At 63.1% G+C, this 23,295-nt stretch carries 17 protein-coding genes; 5 read left to right on the forward strand and 12 right to left on the reverse strand.

Annotated features, from left to right (window positions below):
• Window positions 1-335: 335 nt before the first annotated feature.
• Window positions 336-1,253: a LysR family transcriptional regulator gene (locus M1D89_RS04290; protein ID WP_498648343.1), complete on the reverse strand. Its 918-nt coding sequence runs from the start codon at window positions 1,251-1,253 to the stop codon at window positions 336-338.
• A gap of 29 nt (window positions 1,254-1,282) precedes the next feature.
• Window positions 1,283-2,941 (reverse strand): PucR family transcriptional regulator, encoded by a 1,659-nt coding sequence (locus tag M1D89_RS04295; protein ID WP_498648345.1) that lies wholly within the window; start codon window positions 2,939-2,941, stop codon window positions 1,283-1,285.
• 128 nt (window positions 2,942-3,069) lie between these two features.
• Here M1D89_RS04295 and M1D89_RS04300 point away from each other — a divergent pair, with 128 nt between their 5' ends.
• The 3 genes from M1D89_RS04300 to M1D89_RS04310 all read left to right on the forward strand — a co-directional run bounded on the left by M1D89_RS04300 (window position 3,070) and on the right by M1D89_RS04310 (window position 8,735).
• Window positions 3,070-4,557, forward strand: coding sequence for a CoA-acylating methylmalonate-semialdehyde dehydrogenase (locus M1D89_RS04300; RefSeq protein ID WP_498648347.1), 1,488 nt, complete (start codon window positions 3,070-3,072; stop codon window positions 4,555-4,557).
• A 26-nt stretch (window positions 4,558-4,583) separates the two neighbouring features.
• Window positions 4,584-5,945 carry an aspartate aminotransferase family protein gene (locus M1D89_RS04305; RefSeq protein ID WP_498648349.1) on the forward strand — a complete coding sequence of 454 codons (1,362 nt, stop codon included), beginning with the start codon at window positions 4,584-4,586 and terminating at the stop codon, window positions 5,943-5,945.
• 153 nt (window positions 5,946-6,098) lie between these two features.
• Window positions 6,099-8,735, forward strand: coding sequence for a trehalase-like domain-containing protein (locus M1D89_RS04310; RefSeq protein WP_498648351.1), 2,637 nt, complete (start codon window positions 6,099-6,101; stop codon window positions 8,733-8,735).
• Window positions 8,736-8,803: 68 nt separating this feature from the next.
• On the opposite strand, the gene M1D89_RS04315 is transcribed toward M1D89_RS04310, so the two are convergent.
• From M1D89_RS04315 to M1D89_RS04340, 6 genes are all read right to left on the reverse strand, one after another.
• Window positions 8,804-9,730 (reverse strand): AEC family transporter, encoded by a 927-nt coding sequence (locus M1D89_RS04315; RefSeq protein ID WP_498648352.1) that lies wholly within the window; start codon window positions 9,728-9,730, stop codon window positions 8,804-8,806.
• Window positions 9,731-9,946: 216 nt separating this feature from the next.
• Entirely contained in the window at window positions 9,947-10,378 is a 432-nt protein-coding gene (gene panD / locus M1D89_RS04320; RefSeq protein WP_178995752.1) for an aspartate 1-decarboxylase, read from the reverse strand.
• Window positions 10,379-10,527: 149 nt separating this feature from the next.
• Window positions 10,528-12,072: a rhamnulokinase gene (locus M1D89_RS04325; RefSeq protein ID WP_498648354.1), complete on the reverse strand. Its 1,545-nt coding sequence runs from the start codon at window positions 12,070-12,072 to the stop codon at window positions 10,528-10,530.
• Between the two features lie 8 nt (window positions 12,073-12,080).
• Window positions 12,081-14,132: a bifunctional aldolase/short-chain dehydrogenase gene (locus M1D89_RS04330; RefSeq protein WP_498648356.1), complete on the reverse strand. Its 2,052-nt coding sequence runs from the start codon at window positions 14,130-14,132 to the stop codon at window positions 12,081-12,083.
• Between the two features lie 2 nt (window positions 14,133-14,134).
• On the reverse strand, window positions 14,135-15,301 hold the full coding sequence (gene rhaI / locus M1D89_RS04335) for an L-rhamnose isomerase (protein WP_498648358.1): 1,167 nt from the start codon (window positions 15,299-15,301) through the stop codon (window positions 14,135-14,137).
• Window positions 15,298-15,705: an L-rhamnose mutarotase gene (locus M1D89_RS04340; RefSeq protein ID WP_498648360.1), complete on the reverse strand. Its 408-nt coding sequence runs from the start codon at window positions 15,703-15,705 to the stop codon at window positions 15,298-15,300. Before M1D89_RS04340 ends, rhaI begins: the two co-directional genes overlap by 4 nt.
• Before the next feature lie 126 nt (window positions 15,706-15,831).
• On the opposite strand from M1D89_RS04340, the gene M1D89_RS04345 reads away from it, so the two are divergent.
• Window positions 15,832-16,848, forward strand: coding sequence for a LacI family DNA-binding transcriptional regulator (locus M1D89_RS04345; RefSeq protein WP_498648362.1), 1,017 nt, complete (start codon window positions 15,832-15,834; stop codon window positions 16,846-16,848).
• Between the two features lie 59 nt (window positions 16,849-16,907).
• Here the strand turns inward: M1D89_RS04345 and M1D89_RS04350 are convergent, their stop codons facing one another.
• The 4 genes from M1D89_RS04350 to araB form a co-directional block, all read right to left on the reverse strand.
• Complete coding sequence (locus tag M1D89_RS04350) at window positions 16,908-17,804, reverse strand: aldose 1-epimerase family protein (protein WP_498648364.1); 897 nt, start codon at window positions 17,802-17,804, stop codon at window positions 16,908-16,910.
• Window positions 17,801-19,330, reverse strand: coding sequence for an L-arabinose isomerase (araA, locus tag M1D89_RS04355; RefSeq protein WP_498648366.1), 1,530 nt, complete (start codon window positions 19,328-19,330; stop codon window positions 17,801-17,803). Before araA ends, M1D89_RS04350 begins: the two co-directional genes overlap by 4 nt.
• An 89-nt stretch (window positions 19,331-19,419) precedes the next feature.
• Complete coding sequence (locus tag M1D89_RS04360; RefSeq protein WP_498648368.1) at window positions 19,420-20,127, reverse strand: L-ribulose-5-phosphate 4-epimerase; 708 nt, start codon at window positions 20,125-20,127, stop codon at window positions 19,420-19,422.
• On the reverse strand, window positions 20,124-21,866 hold the full coding sequence (araB, locus tag M1D89_RS04365) for a ribulokinase (RefSeq protein ID WP_498648369.1): 1,743 nt from the start codon (window positions 21,864-21,866) through the stop codon (window positions 20,124-20,126). The genes M1D89_RS04360 and araB overlap by 4 nt, the downstream gene beginning before the upstream one ends.
• A gap of 239 nt (window positions 21,867-22,105) precedes the next feature.
• Here araB and M1D89_RS04370 point away from each other — a divergent pair, with 239 nt between their 5' ends.
• Window positions 22,106-23,263, forward strand: coding sequence for an IS30 family transposase (locus M1D89_RS04370; RefSeq protein ID WP_498645340.1), 1,158 nt, complete (start codon window positions 22,106-22,108; stop codon window positions 23,261-23,263).
• The last annotated feature ends 32 nt before the right edge of the window (window positions 23,264-23,295 follow it).

Here is a 23,295-nt window from a genome sequence, read left to right on the forward strand (position 1 = left end):
ACGCTAGATTGCTCAGATTTCCTGCTGCCGATTCGGTGTTTCGGCTGTGGGAAATGATTTCGGCGAATATTGCTTGGTTGTTGCGGATGGGTCCGTGCGGCGAAACCACGCGGACACTTTCTACGCTGTTCTGTACCATCGAATCTCCTCTGATCAAGATGGCAAACGGAGGTCCAGCTGAGGTGACCTTTACTGCAACGGCGGGCACTTTGGGGACATTACCCGCTGGTGCAGTTGCTGGACTTGTTCAACTTTCGGTGACGCGGATCACATCTGTCCAATTGATTGTTTTTGATTCTGCGATCGACTTCTTCGATGACTCCAGTCGTCGAGACCTAGTCCCGGACCGCCCCGTACAACGTCAGGCAGGTCTCTTCGAAGGCCAGCACCCGTTGGGTGGCTTGCACTCCTTCGGGTCGGACCAACATCACCTCGATCGGCGGGAAGGCATCCGTCAATGCCAGGGGAACCACTTTGCCGCCTGAATAAGTGACGTCACTGTGCAGCCGCTGATTGAGGATGGCATAGCCGTGGCCCTTGGCAACGAATGAGCGTACAGTCTCATACCCCGCGAATCGGTGCCGAACATTCTGGACTACCCCGGCCATGGCATACAGCTGCTCGTAGTACTCCCGGCTATGCGGAAGGTCCAGCACCACGGAAGGCTCGCCGTCGAGCTCCCTCAGCGAGATTTCACGTTCCGGGCGCGCGGCCGCCGGGTGCCCCTCGTGGACCAGGATGTGTGGTGGAACCCGCTCCACCACTTTGTAGGCGAAACCCTTGCCAAGGCCCAGGCCGTAGGTGAGGGCGACGTCGCAACGGCCATCCATCAGCGCGTCCTGCAACGTAGCCAGGTCCGCCTCCAGGATGGAAACCTCGACGCCGGGATGTCGGCTTTCGAATGTCTGCAGGATGGCGGGAAGGCGAAAAGGCGCCAGCGGGGCGAAGACGCCGACTTTCAGCTCGCCGACCAGCGTGGTGGACAGGCCTCGCGCGGACTCATACAGCGAATCTGCTTGCTCAAGGAAGGACTTGATGTCCTTGGCGAATTGTCGGCCGCTCTGTGTCAGTCGAAGGCCCCGGGACTTATGGCGAACGAACAGCTGTGTGGCCAGGCTCGTTTCCAGCTGGGCCATCGCCGCGGATAGCGCAGACTGCGTCACCATCAGTCGCTGGGCCGCGGCCGTCATGTTCTCGAGTTCCGCCACCACGGCGAAGTACCGCAGCTGCGTGAGGGTGAAGGGTTTGGCCATCCGTCCATGGTCGCACCAATGGCGCCCGGTTACTGGCCCCGGATGAGATGCGCCAGAAGCGCCACGTGCAATGAGGTTCGCGATTCGGCGTCGTCCAGGTCCACGGCCAGCAGTTCCTCCAGCTTGGCGAGCCGGGCATAAAGCGTGGGGCGGCTCAGGTAACCGCTGCGCGCCATGGCGGCTTTGTTGCCGCCAGACCCGAGGTAAAGCCCCAGCAGTTCCAGGTATTCGCCTTTGCCCTCGGCTTCCGTTTGAAGGACGGCAGACAACTCCGACTCCACGAATTGCTGAACGCGGGGATCCTTGCGCAGGAGGGCCAGGAGCCCGCGAAGGCGCACGTCTGTAGCCCGATAATAGGGCTTGCCCACTTCCCGGAGCGTGGCGGCACTCTCGGCTACATGGGCGGCTTCGTCGATGCCCGCCGCGGCTTCCAACAGCGTTGCCTTCAGGCGGCCCACTCCGATGATCCATGCAGGGGGCGCCGCAGAGTTGGGCTGGACCGCCGGGTTCGCATCTACCCCTGGTCCTGCGGCAGCCTCGGCCAGGATTTGCAGGGTCGCCTCCTCTTGCTGGCGGGCGGGGAGGGCGAGGATCATGCCCACCGAACCGGACTGGATGCTTGCAGCCAAAGCTGTACCGGCGCTGGACTTCAATGCCTTGGCCAGCCGCTCGAGAAGTTCGCGTTCGTCCTGCTGTCCGGCGAAGGGGTCTGCGGGCAGGACCGGGGAACCCCAAGCCTGGAGGGCGGTCCTGAAAACCAGCGGGACGTAGTACGACGAGCGTTTCAAGCCTAAGGAACCAGCGCGTGCCAGTGCCTCCGCTTCGCTGAGTCCACGGGGCTGGCGGAGTGCGTTCAGGAGCCCGGCCTGTGCGTGATGGCTGAGCTCGCGTTGATCGCGGTCCGCCAAACGGTTGATCGCCAGGGTCTGGGCCGCCCGCTCAAGAACCATGATCGCCATATCCTCGTCGGCGTCGAAAGCCGCGGGCGGTGTGGGCGCCACCAGCCTGCCCCAGACTTGTTGCCGGACGCCGACCGCTGCCTGCAGCCATCGCTCTGGTCCGGACCGTGCGGTGTGTGCCGGGAAGGGCGTGGTCCTGGATCGTCGCTCCCAGTCGTCCAGGAGATCCGTGGTGGACACGTGCTGGCCCGCGTAGGCAAGCACCAGGTGCGAAAGGTCCTCCAGCACCACTGAAGCCCCAATCATGGTGGCTGCTTGCTCCACGACGCGTTGAGTGTCCGCACTTTCCAGGCTCAGCACGGTGAATGCTTCATGGACGTCCCGGGCGCGTTCCACTCGCTCCAGTTGTTCGGCCACGATCATCCTGTGGACGATCTCCGTGACTTGGACGAACCGCACCCGATGCTCCACAACGACCACCGGCAATGTTGCCGTACGGGCGGCTTTCTCCAAGGCGGTTCTGCTGCGTTGACGCTGCCCGACCAGTTCCACGATCAATCCTGCGGCTCCGGCCGCCTCCAATGAGCGGATGAACGACGCCGATTCTTCCGGAGATTTCTCAAGCTCAAGGCCCGTGGTAAGAACCAGTTCCCCGCCGGACAGCAGGTTGCCGACGTCGAGGATTTCGCTGACGTGCACCCAGCGAACAGGCGCGTCCAATCCAGTCGCACCGCCAAGCACCTTGGGGGCGGCGGCTCGCAGCACAGGAAGCTGAAGGATATGGCTCACGGTAGGCAGCATTTACACAGTGTAAGGCTTGATGAATATTCCTTTACACATGGGGTCTTCTGTGCGGACTCGACGGCGGACAGACTGATTCCAACCTTTCGAAACCATCCCTGCACCAAGGAGAACTCTTGAACACCATCGAGCACTGGATCAACGGCAGCTACGTCCCCGCCGGCGAGCGCACAGCTCCCGTCACGAACCCGGCCACCGGGAAGGTGACCGGGCAGGTTGCTTTGGCCAGCGTCGAGGAGGGCAATGCCGCCGTCGCCTCCGCGAAAGCTGCTTTCCCCGCATGGCGCGATACCTCTTTGGCGCGCCGCACTCAAGTCCTTTTCGCTTTCCGTGAGCTTCTCAACTCCCGCAAGGATGAGCTCGCGGCGATTATCACCTCCGAGCACGGCAAGGTCTTGGATGATGCCCTGGGCGAGGTAACCCGTGGACAGGAAGTGGTGGAGTTCGCTTGCGGTATTCCGCACCTGCTCAAGGGCAGCTACACGGAGAACGCTTCAACCAAAGTGGACATCCATTCCATCCGGCAGGCACTGGGTCCTGTGGCAATCATCAGCCCGTTCAACTTCCCGGCAATGGTTCCCATGTGGTTCTTCCCGATTGCGATCGCGGCAGGCAACACTGTCATCATCAAGCCCAGTGAGAAGGATCCCACGGCCGTCAATTGGGTCGCCGAGCTCTGGAAAGAAGCCGGCCTGCCCGACGGCGTCTTCAATGTCCTTCACGGTGACAAGGTGGCGGTTGATACCCTGCTGACGCACCCGGACGTCAAGGCCGTTTCCTTCGTCGGCTCCACCCCGATCGCCAAGTACGTCTACGAGACCGCTACCGCCCACGGCAAGCGGGTCCAGGCCCTGGGCGGAGCGAAGAACCACATGATTGTCCTGCCCGACGCCGACCTTGACCTCGCCGCCGACGCCGCCATCAACGCCGGCTTCGGTTCCGCCGGGGAACGCTGCATGGCTGTCTCGGCGCTCCTGGCCGTCGGCGACATCGCCGATGCGCTGGTGGACAAAATCGCGGATCGTGCCCGCAGCCTGCGCACCGGCGACGGACTGCGTGGCTGCGACATGGGCCCTCTGGTGACGTCCCAGCACAGGGATAAGGTTTCGGGATACGTCGACGCCGGTGAAGCGGCAGGTGCCACCCTGGTCGTCGACGGTCGCGGCGTAGTTCCCGACGCCGAAGGCGACGGCTTCTTCGTGGGCCCCACCCTCTTCGACCACGTCACCACCGATATGTCCATCTACCAGGACGAAATTTTCGGACCTGTGCTCTCGGTGGTCCGGGTGGACAGCTACGACGACGCCCTTGCCACCATCAACGCCAATCCCTACGGCAACGGCACCGCAATTTTCACCAACGACGGCGGTGCAGCCCGCCGCTTCGAGAACGAGGTTGAGGTTGGAATGGTGGGCATCAACGTCCCCGTCCCGGTGCCCATGGCCTACTACTCATTTGGCGGGTGGAAGAACTCCCTCTTCGGCGATACGCATGCCCACGGTTCTGAAGGGGTCGGATTCTTCACCCGTGGCAAAGCCGTCACCACCCGGTGGCTGGATCCCAGCCACGGCGGAATCAACCTCGGCTTCCCCCAAAACTCCTAAGCGCCCACGACGTCAGGACAACCACCATGACCGCCACCCTTGAACCAACACAAACGGACCGCGAGGCAGCCCAACGCGCCTACGAACTGGACCGCAAGCATGTCTTCCACTCCTGGTCCGCACAGGACACGCTGGATCCCATGGTCATCACCGCAGCAGAGGGATCACACCTCTGGGACGGTGAGGGCAACAAGTACCTGGACTTCTCTTCCCAGCTGGTCAACACCAACATCGGACACCAGCACCCGGCCGTTGTGGCTGCGATCGCTGCACAGGCAGCAAAACTGTGCACCATTGCTCCCAGCTATGTCAACGACGCCCGATCGGAAGCCGCGAGGCTGATCGCCGAGCGAACCCCGGGGGAGCTGGACAGGATCTTCTTCACCAACGGCGGGGCAGATGCCAACGAACACGCCGTCAGAATGGCCAGGCTGCACACGGGCCGCCACAAGGTCCTTTCCGCCTACCGCTCCTACCACGGCGGAACGCATCTGGCAGTGAATATCACCGGCGACCCACGCAGGTGGGCCAGCGACAACGGGTCCTCGGGTACCATCCACTTCTTCCCGCCATACCTCTACCGCACCGCGTTCCACTCCACCACCGAAGCAGAGGAATCCCAGCGGGCGCTGGAACACCTGGAACAGCTCATCGAGTTCGAAGGTCCGTCCAGCATCGCTGCGATCATGCTGGAGAGCATCCCCGGAACGGCGGGGATCTACGTTCCTCCGGCCGGATACATGCAGGGCGTCCGGGGGCTGTGCACCAAGCACGGTATCGTCTTCATCGCCGATGAGGTCATGGCTGGCTTCGGACGCACAGGCAAGTGGTTCGCCGTCGAGCATTTTGACGTTGTTCCCGATCTGCTCACCTTCGCAAAGGGTGTGAACTCCGGCTACGTGCCCCTTGGTGGGGTAGCCATCAATCCGGAAATCGCAGCAACCTTTGGTACCCGCGCTTACCCAGGCGGGCTGACGTACTCCGGCCACCCGCTGGCTACGGCGGCCGCCGTAGCCACCATCAATGCGATGGAACGCGAAGGCATGGTGCAGCACGCAGCGAGCCTCGGCACTGACGTGATCGGGCCGGCGCTCGCCGGATTCGCCGAACGTCACCAGTCCGTTGGCGAAGTGCGGGGACGGGGTGTCTTTTGGGCCATCGAGCTGGTCAAGGACCGTGCCACCCGCGAACCCTTGGCTCCCTACGGTTCTTCCAGCCCTGAGATGAACCAACTCGTGGCAGCCTGCAAGTCACGCGGACTCATCCCCTTCGCCAACTTCAACCGTATCCACGTGGTTCCGCCGTGCAACATCAGTGTTGAGGATGCACGGACGGGCCTGGCCATTCTGGACGAGGTCCTGGACATCGCGGACACGTTCGCGGCTTAGTGCCTGCGTCAGGTCCCGCCTCGCGCCGGTAAAGCGAGGGCGGGGCCTCGCGCATAAATCCAAGGAAAAGCTTTACTTAATTGCAATCTACTAGGTAGTCAAGCGAAACCGTCCGGGCGGAAACTGTAGCTATCCGCTTCGGAAGGATTCGCCATGCCTACGCACCTGAACCAGGCAGTAGCCGACTCGGCGCTGCTCATGAAATCGCTCCCGCTTGGCCTCCTTCGCACCGTCCTCCAGTCCGACGCGGAGAACGGCATCACGCCGCAGCTCTTCGCGGAACTCAGGGCACTGGCCAAGGTTCCGGGCCTGCTGGTGGCCTGCAACTATGGCGGAACGCTCTGCTCCGCAGAGGGCGTGTCAACGGAAACACTGCCGCTGGATAGCGCCGCCGTGGCACTCCGCGCGCTCGCCGCCTTGCCCAACACGCACACGGCCATCATCTCCGGACGTTCATTGCGGGACCTCGCAGCAGTTTCCCGGCTTCCGGCCGAGGTCCATCTGGTGGGCTCCCACGGGGTGGAGTTCGACATGGGCTACGCCTACACCTTGTCGCTCGCCACGGAGCAATTGCTTCAGCAGGTGGCTACGGCGTTGACTGAAGCAGTCGGCTTCGAGAAGGGCATCAGCGTTGTTCGAAAGCCCGTGGGTGTCGCCGTCCATACCCGTCCGGCCACGCCTGAGGTAGTGGAACGGGTGATCTTCGTGTCCCAGAAGATCGCAATCGAGTTCGGGCTGTATTTCATCATTGATGGAACAGTGCTGGACTTGACCGTTGATGAACCTGCCAAGGGCCAGGCGCTTGAGCAGTTGCGAACACGGCTGGGCGTAAGTGCCGCCCTATTTGCCGGCGACGCCGAAAGCGACGAAAAAGCAATTGCCACGCTCCGCGGACCTGACCTTGGACTGCATGTGGGACCGGGGGATACGACGGCGGCACACACCATCCCGGATCCGGAATCCTTTGCGCATGTGCTGGCTTTGCTGTTCGAACTGCGGCGGGCCTGGCTGTTCGGCGAGGATGCTGTGGGGCTGGAACGGCATTCCATGATTGGCAATGGAAGCTCCACGGCGTTGCTCACCCCGGACGCGAAGGTCTGCTGGATGAGCCACCCCTTGCCGGACTCAGGGTCGATTTTTGCGCATATTCTTGGCGGTGAGCCCGCTGGTCACTTCAGCATCGAGCCAGTGAAAGCGTCGCAGGTACTGGCGCAGCGATATGTGGATAACACCATGATCGTGGAGACGCGCTGGGCCGATGTCACAGTGACCGACTACTTGGAGCCGGCGCCGGAAGGAATCACCAGCCTGGTGCGTGTGCTCTCCGGTACAGGTACTGCGCGCGTAGTGTTTGCGCCCCGGCCGGACTACGCCAACGCGCCCTTCAGCATGGAGATCCGGGGCGACGAAGTCCACATCATGGGCACTTCGGATCCCATCATCCTCTCCGCACAAGGGGTTCAATTCCGGATCACCAGCGACGGTAAATACGCCACTGCCACCGCTGAAGTTCCCCTCCACCACGGTCCTGTGGTGCTGAACCTTCGCTGTGGTGACACTGAGCCGCCGCCCGCGGACCCTGCGGGGGAGCCGAACCGGCGTGCCGGCGTCGGGCAGTCTTCCCGGGAGTGGATCAAGGCACTGCAGCTGCCCACCATCAAGACTTCCCTGGTGCGCCGCTCAGCCCTGGTGCTGAAGTCGCTCGTCCACGAGCCCACCGGTGCAGTGCTGGCCGCGCCCACCACATCGCTGCCTGAGGGCATCGGCGGGACCCGCAACTGGGATTACCGGTATTGCTGGCTTCGTGACGGGTCCATGACCGTGAATGCGCTGGTGTCGTTGGGCTCCACGCTGGAAGCCGATGGGTTCCTGGCCTGGCTGGACCGCATCCTCAAGAATGCTCCAGGGCCCGAGTGGCTGCACCCCCTGTATTCGGTGACCGGGGCGCCGCTTTCCACGGAAGCAATCGTGGAAAGCCTGCCCGGCTATGCTGGCTCGCGACCGGTCCGGATCGGTAACGCGGCAGATCATCAGGTGCAGTTGGACGTGTTCGGGCCCATTGCCGAGCTGATCCACGATCTTGCCGAGCGGCGTGGATTCCTGCCCGATGAACACTGGTTCCTGATGGAGCAGATGGCACATGCGGTGCTTGCCCGTTGGCACGAACCCGACCATGGGATCTGGGAAGCCCGCAAGCCCCCGAGGCACCACGTGTACACCAAAGTGATGTGTTGGGTCACGCTGGACAGGGCCTTCCGGGCTGCCGTTTTGCACGGTCGCCCGCCCCACGCTGATTGGGCTCCCACTGCCGGATCCATCCGCGAGGAAGTCCTCCGCGAGGGCTGGGATTCGTCTGCGATGTCCTACACAGTGGCATATGACAGCTCTGACCTCGACGCCGCCGTCCTTCACATAGGCCTTTCCGGCTTGCTGGATGTCCAGGACCAGCGGTTCCTGGATACCGTCACAGCGGTTGAGCGGGAGTTGCGTGTGGGGCCCACGGTTTTCAGGTACAGGTACGACGACGGGCTGCCGGGTTTGGAGGGCGGCTTCCACATCTGCACTACTTGGCTGATCGAGGCGTACCTTGCCGTTGGCCGCTTGGATGATGCCCTGGAGCTGTTCAACCAGCTGGTGGCACTGTTCGGGCCCACGGGCTTGCTGCCGGAGGAGTACGATCCCGGCACGGAAACGCACTTGGGCAACCACCCGCAGGCATACTCTCACCTGGGCTTCATTCGCTGCGCGCAGCTCTTGGACTATTACTTGGCCAGCGCGGACGTGGAGTAACCCAAGTAGGTCGCAGATCAGGCCGTTATGAGCGCTCATAACGGCCTGATCTGCTACCTACTTGGGAGTTAGGCGAGGAGCAGCGCCACAGCGATCATGGCCGGCACCGCCACGATGGTGGTGACGAGCACGGTGTCTTTGGCCACTGTGATTCCCGCTTGGTAGCGGTTCGCTGCCACGAAGACGTTCTGTGCTGTAGGTAGGGCGGACGTAACCACCACGGCAAATAGCGCATGCCCGTCCGTGCCCAGTGCGAAGCGCGCGAACAGGTACGCAATCAACGGGTGGACAATCAGCTTGAACACGCTGGCCAGCAAGGTATCCAACCTGCGGCCCGCAGCTTTTTGCAGTGGCTTGGACCCGTTCAGGCTCATGCCGAAGGACATCAGCATGGCCGGAATCGCGGCACCGCCAATGAGGTGGATCGGCTCCAGGATCAGCGTCGGAACGTGGAAGCCGGTGCCTGCAACCAGAAGTCCCAGCGCCGAACCCACGATCATGGGGTTCTTCACGATCATCAGCAGGAAGCGGAGAAAAGTGGTGCGGTGCGTGCTGGTGCTGGCGTCGAGGGCCATCAGGTACATCGGCGTGAAGAAGGCCAGCTGGAAGATCAGCAGCGGTGCCACATAACTGGCGTCACCCAGGACGAACACAGCAATCGGGATGCCCAGGTTGGCTGAGTTAGCCAGCGAGGCGCTCATGGATGACATCAGAGATTCCGGCAAGCTGCGCTTGAGCCAGAACTTCACGATCAGGAAAAACAGCAGACCCGTTACTACGGCACCCACGGCCGTAACCAACAAAGGAGCAGCGAAAACGTCATGCAGTTTGGCTTTGCTCAGGGTCTCGAACAGCAGTGCAGGGCTGGCCACGAAGAAGGTCAACGAACTCAGCACCGACCGGGCGTTCTCGCCCAGGATGTTCCGCCGTCCAACAAACATGCCCACCAAGATGATGGCCCAGACCACGAAGAACCCGGACAGGACGCCGATCATGGCGCTGTGCGGGGCAAAGTCTGTTGGGTCACGAATGACAGCTTAGTCATAAATAGGATCTGAGTAAGCGTTTTCTCACGAGAGTTCCGTCATACGGACATTAGGAGATTCAGGACACCGTTGACCATGGTGAGCCATTTCTACGCCAGTATCAGGGCGCTAACGTTCGACGTCGGCGCTCACCCGGGTGCCGACGTCGGGCGTTGTTGTGGAGACTTAGCTGAGGTGCGCTGCGTTACTGAGCGCGTGCGGCGGGCGCATAAGTCCCGGGGTGTGGCCCTCGGCGGGGTCGTTGCCGAGCTGCAGGATCTTGTTGTCCTTGCCCACGTGGACAACCCGGGGCTCGTAGGTCCGTGCCTCTTCCGTGGTCATCTCCGCGTAGGTGATGAGGATGACGGTATCGCCAACGTGGACCATGTGGGCTGCCGCGCCGTTGATCCCGATCACGCCGGAACCCCGTTCGCCGGCAATCGTGTACGTTTCCAGCCGGGCACCGTTGGTGACGTCCACAATGGAGACGAGCTCACCGGGCAGGATGTCGGCGGCGTCCAGGAGGTCCAGGTCGACAGTGACGGAACCGACGTAGTGAAGGTCGGCGTGGGTTACCGTTGCGCGGTGGATCTTGGACTTGAACATTGTGCGGATCATAGTGCGATCAGTTTAGCGCGGCACCCTCCTCCGGCGCTGTGACGTACCAGACTCCCGGGGCGTGTGGCTTCCTGACCTCCTTTGAAACCAGAATGGCCGCGAATCAACCTCACTCGGTTGCTTCGCGGCCATTCCCCGTCCAAACAGGGTCACGAACGGCTGGCCTGCAGGGCGGCCACCGGCTCGTAGTGTTCCAGTGCGGTTCCCGCAGCCACCATCGCACGCAGCTCGGCCAGCCCGCCCGCCACCGCCCCGGCTGCGCGTGCCTGGACCAGGACATTGCCTTGGGCGGTTGCCTCAACAGGTCCCGCGACCACCGGTTTGCCGGTTGCGTCAGCAGTGAGCTGGCAAAGGAGCCGGTTCTGCGAACCGCCGCCCACAATGTGCACCACGCTGGTGCTGCGGCCGGTGAGCCGCTCGGCGTCGGCCAGGGTGCGCGCATAACCGGCCGCGAGGCTATCCATGATGCAACGCACGACGGCGGCAGGCCGGTCCGGGAGCACCGCACCTGTGTTGCGCACGGCTGCACGGATACGGTCCGGCATGTTGTCGGGCGCCGTGAAGGCAGGATCATCGGCGTTGATCTGCGGACCGCCAGCAGGAAGCGCAGCAGCGGCGTCGAGCAGGGCCGGCAGCGATTGGCTGAAGCCTTGGGCGGCCCAGGAGCGTTGGCATTCGCTTAACAACCACAGGCCACCTACGTTGCGCAGGTAGCGGATGGTGCCGTCCACACCGCGTTCGTTAGTGAAATTGGCCTTGCGGCTCGCTTCGGTGAGCACCGGGGCGTCCAACTCCACGCCCACCAGGGACCACGTCCCGGACGAAATATAGGCGAAGTCTGTTGGCCCGTTCGTACCCACAACCTGGGCGGGGACAGCGGCGACCGCGGACGCTGTGTCATGCGAACCCACGGCCACCACTGTGGTGCCGGCAGGCAAACCGGTCTGCTCGAGAATCGCCGGCAACAGCGTGCCCGCGGTTTCACCGGGCTGGACGAGCGGAGGGAAAATCCCCATGGGCAGTCCCAGCACGTCCAGGAATTCAGTGGCCCACTCGCCCGAAACGGCGTCGAAAAGTCCTGTGGTGGAGGCGTTCGTGGCTTCCGTCCGGCGTTTGCCGGTGAGCAGGAAGGCGATCAGGTCCGGGATCAGGAGAGCCTGCACCCCTTCCAGGTTCGCCTCTGCCGCCAGCTGGTACACGGTGTTGAACTGCAAGTACTGCAGGCCAGTAGTGGCATACAGCTTCTCCGGGGAAATGACCGCATGGACGCGCTCCACAGTGGCGCGGCTGCGTTCGTCCCGGTAGCTGTAGGGTTGCGCCGTGAGTTCACCGGCGTCATTCACCAGGCCGTAGTCCACCGCCCACGTGTCAATGCCGATGCTCACCATGTGTTCGCCGTTCTCACGTGCCACAGCAGCGGCGGCCGCCAAGCCCTTGAGCACCTCAGCGAACAGGGCGTTGAAGTCCCAGCGGAGGCCGCCGTCGAGCTCTACTACTCCGTTGGGAAACCGGTGGATGGTCTCGAGGGACACCCCGGCTTCAGGTGACACGCGGCCGAGCATGACGCGGCCGGAGGAGGCCCCGATATCCACTGCTGCGAACACTGGTTTGGGGGCTGCAGCGTTGTTGTCGACGGCGGCAGGCACCGCCCCGGCGTGTGCCGGGGTGGTGCCTGCGGTGGTTCCGTAGTTCACTGTCGGTCCTAGCGGAGGAATGCTGCCGCAACGCCGGCGTCCACGGGGATGTGGAGGCCGGTGGTGTGGGACAGCTCGTTGCTGGTGAGCACGGACGCGGCGTTGGCCACGTGCTCGGGGAGGACTTCGCGCTTGAGGAGGGTGCGCTGGGCGTAGTACTTGCCCAGTTCCTGCTCGTCCACGCCGTACACAGCGGCACGCTTGGCGCCCCAGCCGCCGGCGAAGATGCCGGAGCCGCGGACCACGCCGTCGGGGTTGATGCCGTTGACGCGGACACCGTACTCGCCCAGTTCGGCGGCGAGGAGGCGGACCTGGTGGGCCTGATCTGCTTTGGTAGCGGAGTAGGCGATGTTGTTCGGACCTGCGAAGACCGAGTTCTTGGAGGAGATGTAGATGATGTCTCCGCCCAGTCCCTGGTCGATCATCACCCTCGCGGCGGCCTTGGAGACCAGGAACGAGCCCTTGGCCATGACGTTGTGCTGGAGGTCCCAGTCCTTCTCCGTGGTTTCCAGCAGCGGTTTGGAGATGGACAGGCCGGCGTTGTTAACCACCAAGTCCAAGCCGCCGAACGCGAGCACGGCTTCCTGGATGGCAGCGGCGATCTGGGCTTCGTCGGTCACGTCAGCCTGGACGCCGATGGCGACGTCGGAACCGCCCAGGTCCTCGGCAACCTTTTGTGCATTCTCAAGGTTCAGGTCGGCAATCACTACGCACGCGCCGTCGGACGCCAAGCGGGTGGCGATCGCCTTGCCAATGCCCGACGCCGCACCGGTCACCAACGCGATGCGGGTGGCGTGCGACTTCGGCTTGGGCATGCGGGCAAGCTTGGCTTCTTCCAGCGCCCAGTACTCGATGCGGAATTTCTCGGATTCCTCGATCGGGGCGTAGGTGGAGATGGCCTCGGCGCCGCGCATCACGTTGATGGCGTTGATGTAGAACTCGCCGGCCACGCGTGCGGTTTGCTTGTCCTTGCCGAAGGAGAACATGCCCACGCCGGGGATCAGCACGATTGCCGGGTCAGCGCCGCGCATAGCGGGGCTGTTTTCGTCGGAATGGCGGTCGTAGTACGCCTGGTAATCCTCGCGGTAGGCGGCGTGCAGCTCCTTTAGCCGGGCCACGGAGTCTTCAATCGAGGCGTCCGCGGGGAGGTCCAGCACCAGCGGCTTGACCTTGGTGCGCAGGAAATGGTCCGGGCAGGAAGTGCCCAGCGCACCGAGCCGCGGGTGCTCTTCCGAGGCAAGGAATTCCAGAACGACGGCGTCATCACTGAAGTGCCCCAACTGCGGCTTGTCCGTGGAAGCCAGGCCGCGGATCACCGGTGCAAGGGCAGCTGCCTTGGCTTTGCGCTCAGCCTCGGGGAGGGCGCCATAGCCAGGGAGCTTGGCGCCGAAGGGCTCGGCCTTGCCGTTTTCCTTGATGTAGTTCTCGGCCGCGTCAATGATCCAGAGCGAGTTGGCCTCAGCCTCTTCGCTGGTGGCACCCCACGCGGTGATGCCGTGGCCGCCCAGGATGGTGCCGATGGCCTGCGGGTTGGCTTCCTTGATCGCGGCGATGTCCAGGCCGAGCTGGAAACCGGGACGACGCCACGGAACCCACACAACCTTGTCGCCGAACACCTTGGAGGTCAGCGCCTCGCCGTCCACCGCCGTCGCAATCGCGATGCCCGAGTCCGGGTGCAGGTGGTCCACGTGCGCGGCGTCCACCAGGCCATGCATGGCGGTATCGATCGACGGCGCAGCGCCGCCCTTGCCATGCAGGCAGTAATCGAACGCGGCCACCATCTCGTCTTCACGCTCGACGCCGGGGTAAACGGACTTCAGTGCCTGCAGCCGGTCCAGCCGGAGGACGGCAAGGTTCTCAGCTTTCAGTGTGCCGAGGTCACCGCCGGAGCCCTTGACCCAGAGGAGCTCAACGTCCTGGCCCGTTACAGGGTCCTTCTCAAGGCCCTTGGCGGACGTGTTGCCGCCGGCGAAGTTGGTGTTCCGCTTGTCCGCGCCGAGGCGGTTGGAACGGGAGATCAGGTCTTCAACAGTCTTGTTGGCTGTGCTCTGCATGGTCATGCTTATGCGCCCCATCCGGCTTGCTGGCCGCCTGCGCGGTCCTCATTGATCTTCTTCTGGTAACCGCTGGCCTTATAGGCGGCCATCGGGTCGGCGGGCAGGCCGCGGGATTCGCGCCACTCGGCCAAGGCCGGGCGGACATCGGTGTAGAAAGCATCGTTGAAGATGCCGTTGGCGGCCAGGACATCCCCGGCACGCTGGGCCTCGGAGAGTGCCGCTGTGTCAATGAGCAGCGCGCGGGCCGTCATTTCCTGGACGTTCAGGACCGAGCGGATCTGGCCGGGGATCTTCTCTTCAAGGTTGTGGCACTGATCCAGCATCAGGGCGACGCCGGACTCCTTGCCGAAACCGCCGCCGCGGATGACCTCGTGCATGATGCGGAACAGCTGGAACGGATCGGCCGCGCCAACAATGAGGTCGTCGTCGGCGTAGAAGCGGGAGTTGAAGTCGAAGGAGCCGAGCTTTCCGAGGCGCAGGAGCTGCATCACGATGAACTCGATGTTGGTACCAGGTGCATGGTGGCCGGTGTCCAGGCAGACGAAAGCCTTCTCGCCCAGGGCAAGGGTCTGCGCGTAGGAAGTACCCCAGTCCGGAACATCGGTGTGGTAGAAAGCGGGCTCGAAGAACTTGTATTCCAGGACCAGGCGCTGCTCGTCACCGAGGCCCGCGTAGATCTCCTGGAGGGACTCAGCCAGTCGATCCTGGCGGCCGCGGATGTCATCCTGGCCCGGGTAGTTGGTGCCGTCAGCCAGCCAGATCTTCAGGTCCTTGGACCCGGTGGCGTGCATGATCTCGATGCACTCAAGGTGGTGATCGATCGCACGGCGACGCACGGACTCGTTGGACGAGGTCAGCGAGCCGAACTTGTACTCGTCATCCTGGAAAGTGTTGGAGTTGATGGTGCCCAGTCCAACACCCAGCCCGGCGGCGTACTCGCGCAGGGCAGCATAGTCATCCACCTTGTCCCACGGAATGTGCAACGCCACGGTGGGGGCCAGCCCCGTGAGCTCGTGGACCTTGGCGGCGTCGGCGATCTTTTCCTGGACCGTGCGCGGAGTGCCCGGTGTGCCGAAGACCTTGAACCGGGTCCCGGAGTTTCCGTAGGCCCAGGACGGCACTTCAATGGCCAGTTCCCCTAGACGGCCCAGGGCCGATTCTGTGGCGTTCATGCTTGTTCCTTTTGATGTTCGTTGGCTGGTTCTTTGTCTATGTGTGCGGTGCTGGTGGCATCTGTGACGACACCCGCCACGGCAAGTTGGTCTTCGAGATTGAAAACTTCTTCGACGATCTCAAAGCCCTGGTCCGGAGGGACGTCGCTGTTCGCGAAGAGGGTTGCCATCTCGGCTTGCCATCGGGCATTGACCTCTGTCACGGCCATGCGGGCCTGGGCTGCCTCGTAGTCTTCGCATTCCAAATAGCCGATCAATTGGCCGTCCGTAGCGAGGAACAGTGAGTAGTTGTTCCACCCTGCGTTTTTCAGTGCCGACAGCATCTCCGGCCATACGGCGGCGTGGCGTTGCTTGTACTCGGCCATCAGTTCCGGCTGGACTGAAGAGCGGAAACAAACCCTCATGTGCGGATCTCCAGGGTTACTCGTCTTTGAATCGTTTCATTTGTTACGATTCAAATTACCCTCGTAAACGCGAGGGTGTCAAGGTGTTTCCAGCACATTGACGTCAGCCAGTGGAGATCGGAAAGCATGTCCCAGACAGCGAGCATCAAAGACGTTGCCACCCACGCCCAGGTAGCAGTGGGAACCGTTTCCAATGTGCTGAATTATCCGGACCGGGTTTCGCAGAGGACCAAGGAACGGGTCCTGAAATCCATCGCTGAACTTGGCTTTGTCCGCAACGACGCCGCGCGCCAGCTCCGCGCCGGCCAGAGCCGGACCATCGGCCTGATCGTGCTCGACGTTGGAAACCCCTTCTTCTCCTCCGTGGCTCGCGCGGCGGAAGATGCGGCGGCAGCCCTGGGCAGCGTCGTGCTGGTGGGGGACAGCGGCCAGGATGCTTCACGCGAAGCCCACTACATGGACCTGTTCCAGGAGCAGCGCGTCCAAGGCCTGCTGATTTCGCCGGTTGGCGACGTGGGTCAGCGGATCGACACCCTGCGCGAACGGGGAGTCCCAACGGTCCTGGTGGATGAACTCGCTGACACCGAGCGTTGCAGCTCAGTCTCCGTAGATGATGAGGAAGGCGGTTACTTGGCCGCGAAGCATCTGCTGGACACGGGCCGCCGTCGTCTGGCCTTTGTTGGCACGCCCTCCATCCGCCAGGTGGCCAGCCGACTCAAGGGCGCGCAGCGTGCTGTCGGTGAAGTCCCGGATGCCAGCATCGAGGTGCTCGACTCCGAAGGGCAGACCGTCCTGACCGGCCGAAAGGTGGGCAACAGCCTGGTGGAACGCTCCCCGGAAGAGCGGCCCGAAGCGGTCTTCTGCTCCAACGACCTCCTGGCTCTCGGAGTCATGCAGTCCCTGACGATGCTGCGGACCGTTCGTATTCCGGAGGACATCGCCCTGATTGGGTACGACGACATTGATTTCGCCATCTCGGCAGTGGTGCCGTTGTCGTCCATTCGCCAGCCCACTGAGGATCTTGGCCGGACGGCGATCGAGTTGCTCGCGGAGGAGCAGGAGAGCGGCGGAACCAAACACCGGTCCGTGGTGTTCACCCCCGAACTGGTGGTCCGTCAAAGCACCGCCGGCGCACCCAAGTAGGTAGCAGATCGCGCCGTTTTCAGCGCTCATAACGACGCGATCTGCTACCTAGTTGGGTACTACAGGCCGTAGATGCTCCAGGACGCAATGTGTTCGGCGCCGGGTTCCAGCCGGATCAGGTCCGTGCCGCTGTTGAAGGCATCCGGCGGGCACGTCATGGGCTCCACGGCAAGGCCGATTCGGCTCGGAACGGGTGCGGGCTTGTCTGCCGTATGGATCTGCAGCCAAGGGCAGCTTTCGTCCCAGGACATCCCGACGCCGGTCCCCGCCGGGTCGCGTAGCGACAGGCGCGCCAGCCCGCCGTCGAACGCTATTCCTGTGAAAGCGTGGTCGATTTCCGTGCTGCCAATGGCCCGCGGGGAACGGAAATCGAACTCGTGACCTTCCATGCCCACGACACCCAGGGGCAGCAGCCGGTCCGGCGTGACCTCCAGGAAAGAGTCGGCGGCAAACTCCAGAACCCACTCATCCAGCGGTGACGTGCCGGCCACAAGGTAAGGGTGCGGGCAAACGCCATAAGGGGCAGCGATGTCGGCGGCGTTCCGGGCTGTGACGGATGTGTGAAGACCTGCATCGTCAAGGTTGAATCGGGCCGAAAGCTCCAGCACGAACGGGTATCCCGCCGTGGGTCCTACCGTGCAGGTTAAGGTGAGCGACCCGGCGTCGGACTCTTTCGCGGCCCAATCGAGAGGGAAGGCCAGCCCGTGCAACGCAGTGGCCCGCTCCGGTTCGTTCATCGCCACGTGGTGTTCGGCGCCGTCGAAGCTGTACGTGCCGTCGGCGATCCGGTTCGGCCACGGCGCGGCAATCACGCCACGGTAGTCCGGGATCGGACCGCCCTCCGGAAACGGGACAATGAGGTCCCGGCCTTCAAACTGCAGGACGCGCAGCGCAGCCGCGCGGGCGGTAACAACTGCCGTGTAGCCGCCCGCGCTCAGCGTGAATTCGGTGCTCACAAGCCGCCGGCCAGCTTGTAGTAGGCGGCGTTCCAGGCGAGCTCTTTCTTGAACTGTTTGATGGTGGTGCCTTCGTCGATGGTGAGGAGCTCTGTCTTGGCGATTTCGGCGAAGTCCTCGAACACGTCCAGGCCCACCTGCGTGGACAATACCGTGTGGTGCGCGGCGCCCGCGGTGAGCCACGCGGCGGCAGAGGTAGCGAAGTTGGGCTTGGGCTCCCAGAGCGCGCGGGCTACAGGCAGGTTGGGGAGCGGCTGGTCGAGGTCGACGACGTCCACCACGTTGGCGACCAGGCGGAACCGATCGCGCATATCGGACAGCGCCACCACGATGCCGGGGCCGGCGTCGGTGTCGAAGACCATGCGAACGGGGTCTTCCTTGCCACCAATGCCCAGTGGGTGGATCTCGACCCGGGGCTTCCTGGCGGTGAGCGACGGGCAGACCTCCAGCATGTGGGCGCCCAGGATCTTCTCCGAGCCCGGCTCGAGGTGGTAGGTGTAGTCCTCCATCAGCGACGCGCCGCCGGGCAGGTCGCCGCCCATCACCTTGGCGGCGCGGACAAGGATCGCGGTCTTCCAGTCGCCCTCGGCGCCGAAACCGTACCCGTCGGCCATGAGGCGCTGGACGGCCATTCCCGGCAGTTGACGCAGCGCGCCCAGGTCCTCGAACGACGTCGTGAAAGCTGCAGAACCGTTTGCTTCCAGGAAGCTACGGAGACCCAGCTCGATCCTGGCGCTGTAACGCAGCGACTCATGGCGATCGCCGCCTGCTTTGAGTTCGTCAACCACCTCGTACAGGCGCTCGTACTCCGCAACCAAGGCGTCGACGTCGGACTCTGCTGCGCCATGGACGGCGTCGGCGAGCTCGTTGACGGACCACGTGTTGACCGAGACGCCGAAGCGGAGCTCAGCTTCAGTTTTATCGCCTTCCGTGACGGCGACGTTGCGCATGTTGTCGCCGAAACGGGTCAACTTCAGGCTTCGGACTGCGGCCCAACCGGCCGAGGCGCGCTGCCAGGCGCCAACTTGTCGGGCAACCTCTGGGTTGCTGACATGCCCGACGACGGTCTTCCGCGGCACGCCGAGGCGCGATTGGATATAGCCGAATTCGCGGTCGCCGTGGGCAGCCTGGTTGAGATTCATGAAATCGAAATCGATGTCAGCCCATGGAAGGTCCCGGTTAGCCTGCGTGTGCAAGTGAAGCAAGGGCTTGCGCAGGGCATCCAAGCCTTGGATCCACATCTTGGCGGGACTGAACGTGTGCATCCACGCGGTGACGCCGATGACGGAATCGTTCGAGTTTGCTTCCAGCGCTGTGCGACGGATGGCGTCGGAATCGGTGAGGACAGGCTTCCAGACAAGCTTGACCGGAACGTTGCTGTTGGCGTTGAGGACGTTGGCAATCTCCTGCGACTGCGCTGCGACCTGCTTGAGGACGTCCTCGCCGTAGAGGTGCTGGCTGCCGGTGAGGAACCAGACCTCGTACTGATCGAGGGAAGTGTTGTTGGCGGCCGTGTTGACGGGCATGAGGTGCTCCTGGAGTGTGGTGGTCCGAATGGTTTCTACGACGGAGTAAGCGGCGGTGCTGTGACTAAGTCGCTGTAAGCGGCCGCGCCTTAGCGGCCGTAAACGTTCTGGTATCGGTCGTAGAGGGACTCGATCTTGGCTTGGTCGATGGGCAGCGGCTCGCCGAGTTGGCGGGAAATGTGCACTGTCCTGGCCACTTCCTCGCACATGACCGCAGCCTTGACGGCGTCGCGGGCGGACTTGCCGATGGTGAAGGGGCCATGGTTCTGCATGAGCACCGCGGGGGAGTTGGAGTTCTTGAGCGTCTCCACGATCCCTTGCCCGATGGAATCGTCGCCGATCAAGGCGAACGGTCCAACCGGAATGGGCCCGCCGAATTCGTCTCCCATCATGGTCAGCACGCACGGAATTTCCTCACCGCGGGCAGCCCAAGCCGTTGCATAGGTGGAGTGCGTGTGGACCACACCGCCCACCTCCGGCATGTGGCGGTAGACGTACGCGTGCGCGGCGGTATCCGATGACGGAGAGAGGTCCGGGTTGCCCCAGTCCACGGTCCCGGCGCTTCCGGTGTTGATGCCTCTGACAGGTGTGCCGTAGAGGTCGGTAACCACCATGAGCTCGGGTGTCAGGTTGTCATAGGAGACGCCGGATGGCTTGATGACCATGAGGTCATAGCCCGGGATCCGGCCCGAAACGTTGCCCGCGGTCCAAACCACAAGTTCGTACCTGGTCAGTTCGGCGTGCAGCTCGCAGACTTCCTTGCGAACCCTCGCGATGGTTTCCAGAAGGCTGCTCATGCCGACACCCGCTCTGCGGCGTCGGAGGAGGAGTTCGACGCCGGTTCGGCCACTTCACCGGTGCCCTGCGCTTGGCGTTGGATGGCCTTGAGACGGTGCATGACGTTGTTGGTACCGCGGCCGAAGTAGTCGTGCAGAGCCTTGTATTCCTGGAAGAGGGCCTCGTAGGCGGCCACGTTTTCAGGGATGGGAGTGTAGACGGCGCCGGGAGCAGCAGCCATGGATGCTGCGGCTTCACGGATGTCCTTGTACTTCCCGGCAGCAACAGCGGCATGGATCGCCGAACCCAGCGCAGGACCCTGCTCGGAACCGATCGTGGAGAGCTGCAGGCCAGTGATGTCGGCGTAGACCTGCATCAGGAACTTGTTCTTCAGCAGACCGCCGGCCACGATGAATTCCTCGACTGGAACACCCGAATCGCGGAAGGCGTCCACGATGGTGCGGGTTCCGAAAGCCGTAGCTTCCAGCAGCGCACGGTACGTGTCCTCGGGCTTCGTGGCTAAGGTCTGGCCCACCACCACGCCGGAAAGTTCGTGGTCGACCAGCACTGAACGGTTGCCCGAGTGCCAGTCCAGGGCGATCAGTCCGTGCTCGCCGATTGCCTGCTTTTCCGCGAGTTCGGTGAGGTATTCGTGGATGCCCAGACCCTTGTTCTTGGCGGCCTGGTGGTATTCCGGCGGGACTCCGTTCTTGGTGAACCAACCGAAAATGTCGCCAACTCCGGACTGGCCTGCTTCGTAGCCCCAGAGCCCGTCCACGATGCCGCCGTCGACGACTCCGCACATACCGGGGACTTCGCGGAGAACATCCCCGTTCATGACGTGGCAGGTGGAAGTGCCCATGATTGCTACGAGCTGTCCTGGTTCAACAGCGTTCGCGGCCGGCGCACTGACGTGGGCGTCCACGTTCCCTACAGCCACGGCGATTCCTGCCGGAAGCCCGGTCCAAGCCGCGGCTTCTTCAGTGAGGTAACCGGCGGCGTCGCCCAAGCGGCCGATGGTGTGTTCGAGTTTGCTGCTGACGAAATCTTTGAAATCAGCGTTCAGCGCGGCCAGGAAGTCCTCGGACGGGTACTTTCCATCCTGGTAGATGCCCTTATAGCCAGCAGTGCAGGCGTTGCGGACGTAACTGCCGCAAAGCTGCCAAACGATCCAGTCGGCGGCCTCAACCCAGTGATCCATGGCGCCGTAGACCTCCGGATCCTCATCGAGGAGCTGCAGTCCCTTGGCGAACTCCCACTCAGAGGAAATGAGGCCGCCGTAACGGGGAAGCCAGGATTCGCCGCGTTCTTCAGCGAGCTGGTTGATGCGGTCCGCTTGGGGCTGGGCCGCGTGGTGGCGCCACAGTTTGACGAATGCGTGCGGCCGGTCCGCGAAGCGTTCCAGCTCGTTCAGCGGCGTTCCGTCCGCCGTCGTCGGAACCATGGTGCATGCGGTGAAGTCGGTAGCGATGCCCACCACATTTTCCGCATTGATTCCGGCATCGGCGACGGCGGCCGGTACAGCATTGCGCAGGACGTCGCGGTAGTCGTTGGGCACCTGGAGGGCCCAGTCGGCCGGGAGGCGCTGGCCGGTGCCCGGGAGCTTTTCCGTCACGACGGCGTGCGGATACTCGAACACGCCGCTGCCGAGTTCGGCTCCGTCCGAAACGCGCACGACGACGGCGCGGCCGGACAAAGTGCCATAGTCCACGCCGATGACGAACTGCTCGTCCAGCGGGAGATTTTCAAAGGTATTCATGGGGTCTCCATCCGGCTGGCCAAGGCCTCATTGCCGGGGGTCGGGGTGGAAAACGAAAGAAGGTCTGATGCAATTGTTAGCGCTCACAACTTTGATGTCAAGAGGAGGCGACTCAGAACACTTGCACATGGCGGGGGTCAGCCGCAGGCGCACCCAAGTAGGTAGCAGCAGAGGTCGTTTTGAGCGCGCTGAATCATGCGGTGATCGCAACACCTGATTATTGAAGGGTGTCGATTGCCATGGTGAAGTTCACGAATCGTTTGGTTGCTGAGGTTGTCCAGTCGTTCTGGCAGCAGGTTGCGGACGGTGCCCGTTTTGAAGATGCTGGTGCGTTCGTCGGGTGGTCCGTAACGACGGTCCGCCGTGAGCTGAGGTCCTCAGGAGGGGTCCGGCCCCGTCGGGGCCGGACCCTGACCGGCCGTTCCCTATCGTTCCAGGAGCGGGAGTTGATCTCGTTATGGCGGGGCAAGGAATCGGTCCGTGAGATCGCCAGACGTTTGGGTCGTTCCCCGTCAACGATCTCCCGGGAGCTCCGGCGGAACGCTGACAAGGTCTTTTTCTACCGGGCTACCACCGCCCATGCCCGCGCCCACGCCCGGGCAGCCAGGCCCAAGACCGCTAAGCTCAACAGCAACAAGCCCTTGCGCCTGGAAGTCGAAAAGCGGCTCGAAAAGAAAGACTCACCGGTCCAGATCGCTGGCAGACTCCGCAAGGACTTCCCGAACAACCCGGAGATGTGGGTGTCACACGAGACCATCTACCAGTCCCTCTATCTCGAGTCCCGGGGCGGGCTAAAGCGGGAACTGGTCAAGAACCTGCGCACCGGCCGGACCCTGCGCAAACCCCAACGCCGCCCCGACGAACGCCGCGGCAGAATCCAGGACAAGGTCATGATCGCCGACCGTCCCGCCGAGGTCGAAGACCGTGCCGTGCCAGGGCATTGGGAAGGGGACCTGATCGTAGGCAAGGACGGAAAAACCGCCATCGGCACCATCGTGGAGCGCACAACCGGGTTCGTGATGCTCCTCCATGTCCCGACCGGTCAAAACCGTGCCGAGTCTGTTCGGGATGGGCTGATCCGCAAAATGGGCGCCCTTCCCGACGAACTGAGGCTCTCACTGACCTGGGACCAAGGCACCGAAATGCGCAGGCACAAGGAAGTGAAGATCGCAGCCGACATCGACATCTACTTCTGCGATCCCCACTCACCTTGGCAACGCGGCTCGAACGAGAACACCAACGGGCTCCTGCGCCAGTACTTCCCCAAAGGCGCAGACCTAAGCATCTACAGCCAAACCGACCTCGACTACGTCGCCCACGAACTCAACGACAGACCCCGCCAACGATTCGACTTCTGCACCCCCAATGAGATGATCAGAACCTTCCTGTTGCGATAACCGCTAGAAACCACCCGCTCAAAACGACCTCT

This window comes from Arthrobacter sp. D3-18 (assembly GCF_054408525.1).

Coding starts and splice junctions, on each gene's coding strand:
- M1D89_RS04340 (WP_498648360.1), bottom strand. CDS start 15,705: ATGAGGGTTTGTTTCCGCTCTTCAGTCCAGCCGGAACTGATGGCCGAG.
- M1D89_RS04330 (WP_498648356.1), bottom strand. CDS start 14,132: ATGACCATGCAGAGCACAGCCAACAAGACTGTTGAAGACCTGATCTCC.
- M1D89_RS04290 (WP_498648343.1), bottom strand. CDS start 1,253: ATGGCCAAACCCTTCACCCTCACGCAGCTGCGGTACTTCGCCGTGGTG.
- M1D89_RS04315 (WP_498648352.1), bottom strand. CDS start 9,730: ATGATCGGCGTCCTGTCCGGGTTCTTCGTGGTCTGGGCCATCATCTTG.
- M1D89_RS04305 (WP_498648349.1), top strand. CDS start 4,584: ATGACCGCCACCCTTGAACCAACACAAACGGACCGCGAGGCAGCCCAA.
- panD (WP_178995752.1), bottom strand. CDS start 10,378: ATGATCCGCACAATGTTCAAGTCCAAGATCCACCGCGCAACGGTAACC.
- rhaI (WP_498648358.1), bottom strand. CDS start 15,301: ATGAACGCCACAGAATCGGCCCTGGGCCGTCTAGGGGAACTGGCCATT.
- M1D89_RS04370 (WP_498645340.1), top strand. CDS start 22,106: ATGGTGAAGTTCACGAATCGTTTGGTTGCTGAGGTTGTCCAGTCGTTC.
- M1D89_RS04360 (WP_498648368.1), bottom strand. CDS start 20,127: ATGAGCAGCCTTCTGGAAACCATCGCGAGGGTTCGCAAGGAAGTCTGC.
- araB (WP_498648369.1), bottom strand. CDS start 21,866: ATGAATACCTTTGAAAATCTCCCGCTGGACGAGCAGTTCGTCATCGGC.
- M1D89_RS04310 (WP_498648351.1), top strand. CDS start 6,099: ATGCCTACGCACCTGAACCAGGCAGTAGCCGACTCGGCGCTGCTCATG.
- araA (WP_498648366.1), bottom strand. CDS start 19,330: ATGCCCGTCAACACGGCCGCCAACAACACTTCCCTCGATCAGTACGAG.
- M1D89_RS04345 (WP_498648362.1), top strand. CDS start 15,832: ATGTCCCAGACAGCGAGCATCAAAGACGTTGCCACCCACGCCCAGGTA.